A 6,677-nucleotide genomic window follows, 5' to 3' on the forward strand; every position below is an offset into this window, starting at 1 on the left:
GTCAAGATCGCGGATTGCAGCCAGTTTTCCGATGCGCTACGGATAGTTTAACGCTGAACTATCCCGCCAGCTTGCAGGAGGAACCCGCATGGCCAGGAAACCCGCAGCCACCAAGAGTGCCGCCGCGAAACCAGCAGCCGCCAAAAGCGCGTCTAAGCCGAATGTCTCGAAGGACGAGCTGCTGAAATACTACAAGGACATGCTGCTGATCCGCCGATTCGAGGAAAAGGCCGGCCAGCTTTACGGCATGGGCCTGATCGGCGGCTTCTGTCACCTCTATATCGGTCAGGAAGCCGTGGTCGTCGGTCTGGAAGCGGCCGCCGAGGAAGGCGACAAGCGCATCACCTCCTATCGCGATCACGGTCACATGCTGGCCTGCGGCATGGATGCCGGCGGCGTCATGGCCGAACTGACCGGGCGCGAGGGCGGCTATTCCAAGGGCAAGGGCGGCTCCATGCACATGTTCTCGAAGGAGAAGCATTTCTATGGCGGTCACGGCATCGTCGCGGCGCAGGTGCCGCTGGGTGCCGGCCTCGCCTTCGCCGACAAGTATCTGGGCAATGGCCGCGTGACCTTCACCTATTTCGGTGACGGCGCCTCCAACCAGGGCCAGGTCTACGAGACCTACAACATGGCCGAGCTCTGGGAATTGCCGGTGATTTTCGTCATTGAAAACAACCAGTATGCCATGGGCATGTCGGTCAAGCGCTCGACCAAGTCGACCACCTTCTTCGGTCGCGGCGAAGCCTTCGGCATCCCGGGCGAGCAGGTGGACGGCATGGATGTGCTGGCCGTGAAAGCCGCCGGCGAAAAGGCCGTGGCCCACTGCCGCGCCGGCAAGGGGCCCTATATCCTCGAAGTCATGACCTATCGCTATCGCGGCCACTCGATGTCCGACCCGGCGAAATACCGTTCGCGCGAGGAGGTGCAGAAGATGCGCGAGGAACGCGATGCCATCGAACATGTCCGCGAGCTTCTGCTGCAGGGCAAGCACGCCTCGGAAGACGACCTCAAGGCGATCGACAAGGAGATCAAGGAGATCGTGAACCAGGCCGCCGAATTCTCCAAGGAAAGCCCCGAGCCGTCGCTGGACGAGCTCTGGACCGACATCTATGCCGCCGATCCGGCAACCCAGAACGCGTAAGGGAGGGATAAAGAATGGCTACTGAAATCCTGATGCCCGCCCTGTCCCCGACCATGGAGGAAGGGACGCTGGCGAAATGGCTGAAGAAGGAAGGCGACACGGTCACCGCCGGCGACATCATCGCCGAGATCGAGACCGACAAGGCGACGATGGAGTTCGAGGCCGTCGATGAAGGCATCCTCGGCAAGATCCTGATCGCCGAGGGCAGCGAAGGCGTGAAGGTGAACACCCCCATCGCCGTGCTGATCGAGGAAGGCGAAAGCGCCGATGCCGTGGCCGCAAGCGCCCCGGCACCTGCCGCAGCCGCCGCCGCCGAAGCCGCACCTGCCCCGGCGGCTGCCGCAGCCCCGGCCCCGGAGATGCCCGCCGCCAATGCCAGCCCCGACTGGCCGGAAGGCACGAAGATGAAGACCATGACCGTGCGCGAAGCCCTGCGCGAGGCCATGGACGAAGAAATGGCCCGCGACGAAACCGTGTTCCTGATGGGCGAGGAAGTCGGCGAATATCAGGGCGCCTATAAGATCAGCCAGGGCCTGCTGGACAAATACGGCCACAAGCGCGTCGTCGACACCCCGATTTCCGAGATCGGCTTTGCCGGCATCGGCGTCGGCGCGGCCTTCGGGGGCCTGCGCCCGATTGTCGAGTTCATGACCTTCAACTTCGCCATGCAGGCCATCGACCACATCATCAACTCCGCCGCCAAGACGCTTTACATGTCGGGCGGCCAGATGGGCGCGCCGATGGTCTTCCGTGGCCCGAACGGTGCCGCCGCCCGCGTCGGCGCCCAGCACAGCCAGGACTACGCCGCCTGGTATTCGGCCATCCCCGGCCTCAAGGTGGTGATGCCCTATACCGCCGCCGACGCGAAGGGCCTGCTGAAGACCGCCATCCGCGACCCGAACCCGGTGATCTTCCTGGAAAACGAGGTTCTCTATGGCCGCAGCTTCGAGGTCCCCGACCTCGAGGACTTCACCATCCCCTTCGGCAAGGCCCGCATCGCCCGGCCCGGCAAGGACGTGACCATCGTCAGCTTCGGCATCGGCATGACCCACGCGCTTGAAGCCGCCGAGACGCTTGCCGCAGACGGCATCGACGCCGAGGTCATCGACCTGCGCACCCTGCGCCCGATGGATTACGGCACCATCCTCGAATCGGTGAAGAAGACCAACCGCATGGTGACGGTCGAGGAAGGCTTCCCGGTCGGTGCCATCGGCAACCACATCTCGGCCTATGTGATGGAAAACGCGTTCGATTACCTCGACGCGCCGGTCATCAACTGCACCGGCAAGGACGTGCCCATGCCCTATGCCGCGAATCTGGAAAAATACGCCCTGACCACGGCGGCCGAAGTGGCCGATGCGGTCAGGAAAGTCACCTACAGGTAAGGAGCAAGCGAGATGCCCACAGAAATCCTGATGCCCGCGCTTTCTCCGACGATGGAGGAAGGCACCCTGGCCAAATGGCTGGTCAAGGAAGGCGACACCGTGTCCTCGGGCGATATCATCGCCGAGATCGAGACCGACAAGGCGACGATGGAATTCGAAGCCGTCGATGAAGGCACGGTCGGCAAGATCCTGATCGCCGAAGGCAGCGAAGGCGTGAAGGTGAACACCCCCATCGCCGTGCTGCTGGAGGAAGGCGAATCCGCCGCCGATATCGGCAGCGCCCCGGCACCAAAGGCCGAGGCCCCGAAAGCCGAAGCCGCACCCGCTGCTGCGGCGGCCCCGGCTGCCGCCCCCGCCCCCGCCGCGCCGAAAGCCGCTGACGGCAACCGCGTCTTCGCCTCGCCGCTCGCGCGGCGCATCGCGGCGGAAAAGGGCATCGACCTGGCCGGCGTCAAGGGCTCCGGCCCGCATGGCCGGATCGTGAAGGCCGATGTCGATGGCGCGAAACCCGGTGCCGCCCCGGCCCCCGCCGCAGCGACCGCACCCGCCGCCGCCCCGGCCAAGGCTGCCGCCCCCGCCGGTCCCTCGGCGGAAGCCATCCTCAAGATGTATGCCGACCGCGAGACCGAAGAGGTCGCGCTCGACGGCATGCGGCGCACCATCGCCGCGCGTCTGGGCGAGGCCAAGTCGACCATTCCGCATTTCTACCTGCGCCGCTCGGCCAAGCTGGATGCGCTGATGAAGTTCCGCGCCACGCTGAACAAGCAGCTCGAAGGGCGCGGCGTGAAGCTGTCGGTGAACGACTTCATCATCAAGGCCTGCGCGCTTGCCCTGCAGGAAGTGCCGGACGCCAATGCCGTCTGGGCCGGCGACCGCATCCTGAAGCTGAAGCCCTCCGATGTCGCGGTGGCCGTGGCCATCGAGGGCGGGCTGTTCACCCCGGTCCTGAAGGACGCGCAGCAGAAGACGCTCTCGACCCTCTCGGCCGAGATGAAGGACCTCGCCACCCGCGCCAAGACCAAGAAGCTCGCGCCGCACGAATATCAGGGCGGCAGCTTCGCGATCTCCAACCTCGGAATGTTCGGGATCGAGAATTTCGACGCCGTCATCAACCCGCCCCACGGCGCGATCCTCGCTGTCGGTTCGGGCATCCAGACCCCCGTGGTCGAGGATGGCGAGGTGGTGATCCGCAACGTCATGTCGACGACGCTCTCGGTCGATCACCGGGTCATCGACGGGGCGCTTGGCGCGCAACTGCTGGAAAAGATCGTCGGCCATCTGGAAAACCCGATGGGCATGCTGGCCTGAACCGGCCACAAGAACAGAAAAGGGGCCGCGAGGCCCCTTTTTTCATGACTTGGTCCCCGCGCCGCGAGAAAGCCGTTCAGAAATGCGCCTTCGGCTCATCCGGCTTGCCGGCGGCAATGGCCAGCCCGCCTGCGGTGGCGCAGAAGCCGATGGGGAACATGGTGAAGACGCCAAAGCCGAAAGCGGCATAGATCAGCATCGCCGCCGCCAGCAGCAGCAACCCGCCCCAAAGCGCGCGCGAGATCGCCATCGCGCCCCCGGCAATCGCCAGAAGCGGCGCAAGGAAGCTGGCAGTGCGGATCAGATCGGCATTTTCCACCGCGCCGAAGGTCTCGGCCAAAGCGGCGTGATTGCTGGACAATTCCGTATAGCCATAGCTGAAAAACCCGACCATCATGGCGAAAAGCCCGCCGATCACACCAAGCAACATCGCGGCTGTCCGCATCCCCGAAACCTCACATCAATCCCGCGCCGACCGTGGCGCCCCCTCTACATGGCGCGCGAAGCCTGCCGCTTCAAGTCGCCGGGTCTTGGCAGCGCCGCCACCGGGTCTAGAATGGGGTCAGGAATTGAGGGCATTTCTTGAAGAACCTGTTCATTCATATCGGCTGGCCCAAGACCGGCAGCACCGCCCTGCAGGAATTCTGCCACGCCAATCGCGAGGCCCTTTCGGCGGCGGGACTGGCCTATTACGCCTGCTTCGGCTCTGCCTGCGGCTCGATCGTCCGCGCCTTGCGCAAGGCAGAGCCGCTCGATGAAGCCCGCCGCCGTTTTCTGGGTTGGGCGGAGCAGCAGCAGGCAAGCAATGTGCTGATCTCCTCCGAAGGGTTTTCGGGCGTCGCGCCTGACCGGCTGGAAGCCTTCTTCGATCCGGCGGCTTGGGCCTCCATCACCGTCATCGGCTATCTGCGCCCGCAAGAGGCGTTTTTCGAGGGCTGGTACAAGCAGCAGGTCAAATGGGGCAGCAAGGCATCCGTCGCAAGCTATCTTGCCCCTAACAGCACGATCTGGCGCCAGGGGGATTACCGGCCCGCTTTGGACGCCTGGGCCGAATGGTGCGCGCGCCATGGCCATGCCCTGCGCCTGCGCCTTTATGACCGCAGGCAGATGGTGGGTGGCGATCTCGGTCGCGATTTCGCGGCGGCGCTTGGCCTGCCCGATCTGCCGATCGCGCCCGAGGCGCGCAATGTCTCGCCCTCGGCGGCACTGATCGGGCTTTACCTGCGCCTGCCGCCCATCGAGAAGCTGCAACAGATCAACCGCCGCATGGTCGCCTCGGGCCATCCGGCGGCGACCGGCAGCGGCGATCTGTTCACGCCCGAGTTGATCGCGCAGATCCGCGACACCTATGCCGAGCCGAACGAGGCGATCCGCTCCGTCTGGTTCCCGACACGCCCGACGCTTTTCGATCTGCCGGCTGCGCCCCGGCCCGCGCCTGCCGACCCGGACGGGCTGGCCGGGCTGCTGCTGAAAACCATCACGAAGATGCGCGGCCCGGAGGTCGCCGAGGCCGCCCGCATCGCCCTCGACAGGCCTGCCGCCGGGCCATGAACCCCCGCGCGCGCGTATCGACGCGAAACGGACGCGATATGCACAGGGTATGTACGGGTTATGCACGCCCTTTTTTGGGGGGGCGCGGGGTCAGACCATCATCTCCTTGGTGGCGGTCAGCTTCAGTTCCGGGTGGTCGCGGGTGACGCGGTCGATGTCCCATTGCAGCCGGGTCAGATAGACCAGATCGCCGTCGTGATCGGTCGCCATATGCTGCTTGTTCTGGTTGGCGAAGGCCTCGACCTTCTCCTTCGGGCCGGCCAGCCAGCGCGCAGAGGTGAACTGAGAGCCTTCAAATCGCACGGGAATCCCGTATTCCAGCTCGATCCGGCTGGCCAGCACCTCGAATTGCAGGGCGCCGACGACACCGACGATGAAGCCGGAACCGATCTGCGGCTTGAAGACCTTGGCGGCCCCTTCCTCGGCGAATTGCATCAGCGCCTTTTCCAGATGCTTGGCCTTCATCGGATCGGTCGCCCGCACCGATTGCAGCAATTCCGGCGCAAAGGACGGAATCCCCGTGAAACGCAGCCCCTCCCCCTCGGTCAGCGCGTCGCCGATACGCAACTGCCCGTGGTTCGGAATGCCGATGATATCGCCCGCCCAGGCCTCTTCGGCGAGTTCGCGGTCGGCAGCCAGAAACAGCACCGGGTTCGAGATCGCCATCGGCTTTTTCGAGCGCACATGCAGCAGTTTCATCCCCCGCTCGAAATGCCCCGAGGCCAGCCGCACGAAGGCCACCCGGTCGCGATGCTTGGGGTCCATATTGGCCTGAACCTTGAAGACGAAGCCGCTGACGCCCTTTTCCTCGGGCGCGATCTGGCGTTCGGCGGCGTTCTGGGGCTGCGGTTCGGGGCCGTAATTGCCGATCCCCTCCATCAGCTCGCGCACGCCGAAACTGTTGATGGCAGAGCCGAACCAGATCGGCGTCAGGTGGCCTTCAAGGAAGGACTGGCGGTCGAAGGCGGGCAGCAGTTCGCGCGCCATTTCAATCTCTTCGCGCAACTTGCTCAACTGCTCGGCCGGGATGTGATCGGCCAGCTTCGGGTCGTCGATGCCGCTGATCTTCACGGTTTCCGCGACCTTGTTACGGTCGGCGCGGTCCATGATTTCCAGCCGGTCGTTGAGCAGGTCATAGGCCCCGATGAAGTCGCGGCCCATGCCGATGGGCCAGCTTGCCGGGGCGACATCGATGGCGAGGTTTTCCTGAATCTCGTCGATGATCTCGAACGTATCGCGGCTTTCGCGGTCCATCTTGTTGCAGAAGGTCAGGATCGGCAGGTCGCGCA

General features: G+C 64.7%; 6 protein-coding genes. 4 read left to right on the plus strand and 2 right to left on the minus strand.

Annotation, left to right across the window (positions count from 1 at the left end):
* Window positions 1-88 precede the first annotated feature (88 nt).
* Genes pdhA through Q0330_RS11315 form a run of 3 tightly spaced genes read left to right on the plus strand, consistent with a single transcriptional unit; the run spans window position 89 to window position 3,837 of the window.
* Entirely contained in the window at window positions 89-1,144 is a 1,056-nt protein-coding gene (gene pdhA / locus Q0330_RS11305; protein ID WP_299478918.1) for a pyruvate dehydrogenase (acetyl-transferring) E1 component subunit alpha, read from the plus strand.
* A gap of 14 nt (window positions 1,145-1,158) precedes the next feature.
* On the plus strand, window positions 1,159-2,529 hold the full coding sequence (locus Q0330_RS11310) for a pyruvate dehydrogenase complex E1 component subunit beta (protein WP_299478921.1): 1,371 nt from the start codon (window positions 1,159-1,161) through the stop codon (window positions 2,527-2,529).
* Window positions 2,530-2,541: 12 nt separating this feature from the next.
* Window positions 2,542-3,837, plus strand: a complete 1,296-nt coding sequence (locus tag Q0330_RS11315) for a pyruvate dehydrogenase complex dihydrolipoamide acetyltransferase (protein WP_299478924.1) — start codon at window positions 2,542-2,544, stop codon at window positions 3,835-3,837.
* Window positions 3,838-3,913: 76 nt separating this feature from the next.
* Here the strand turns inward: Q0330_RS11315 and Q0330_RS11320 are convergent, their stop codons facing one another.
* A complete protein-coding gene (locus Q0330_RS11320) occupies window positions 3,914-4,282 on the minus strand; it encodes a hypothetical protein (protein WP_299478927.1) in 369 nt (122 codons plus the stop codon).
* A 137-nt stretch (window positions 4,283-4,419) separates the two neighbouring features.
* Between Q0330_RS11320 and Q0330_RS11325 the strand changes: the two genes are divergently transcribed.
* Window positions 4,420-5,388 carry a hypothetical protein gene (locus Q0330_RS11325; RefSeq protein WP_299478930.1) on the plus strand — a complete coding sequence of 323 codons (969 nt, stop codon included), beginning with the start codon at window positions 4,420-4,422 and terminating at the stop codon, window positions 5,386-5,388.
* A 90-nt stretch (window positions 5,389-5,478) separates the two neighbouring features.
* Here Q0330_RS11325 and Q0330_RS11330 read toward each other — a convergent pair.
* The coding region (locus tag Q0330_RS11330) for an EF-Tu/IF-2/RF-3 family GTPase (protein ID WP_299478932.1) at window positions 5,479-6,677 on the minus strand (1,199 nt) is incomplete at its 5' end.

The sequence above is a fragment of the uncultured Paracoccus sp. genome (assembly GCF_937873615.1).
Classification (GTDB): domain Bacteria; phylum Pseudomonadota; class Alphaproteobacteria; order Rhodobacterales; family Rhodobacteraceae; genus Paracoccus.

What these genes read in the sequence shown, in the direction of transcription:
- pdhA (WP_299478918.1), top strand. Translation starts at nt 89, where the DNA reads ATGGCCAGGAAACCCGCAGCCACCAAGAGTGCCGCCGCGAAACCAGCA.
- Q0330_RS11310 (WP_299478921.1), top strand. Translation starts at nt 1,159, where the DNA reads ATGGCTACTGAAATCCTGATGCCCGCCCTGTCCCCGACCATGGAGGAA.
- Q0330_RS11320 (WP_299478927.1), bottom strand. Translation starts at nt 4,282, where the DNA reads ATGCGGACAGCCGCGATGTTGCTTGGTGTGATCGGCGGGCTTTTCGCC.
- Q0330_RS11315 (WP_299478924.1), top strand. Translation starts at nt 2,542, where the DNA reads ATGCCCACAGAAATCCTGATGCCCGCGCTTTCTCCGACGATGGAGGAA.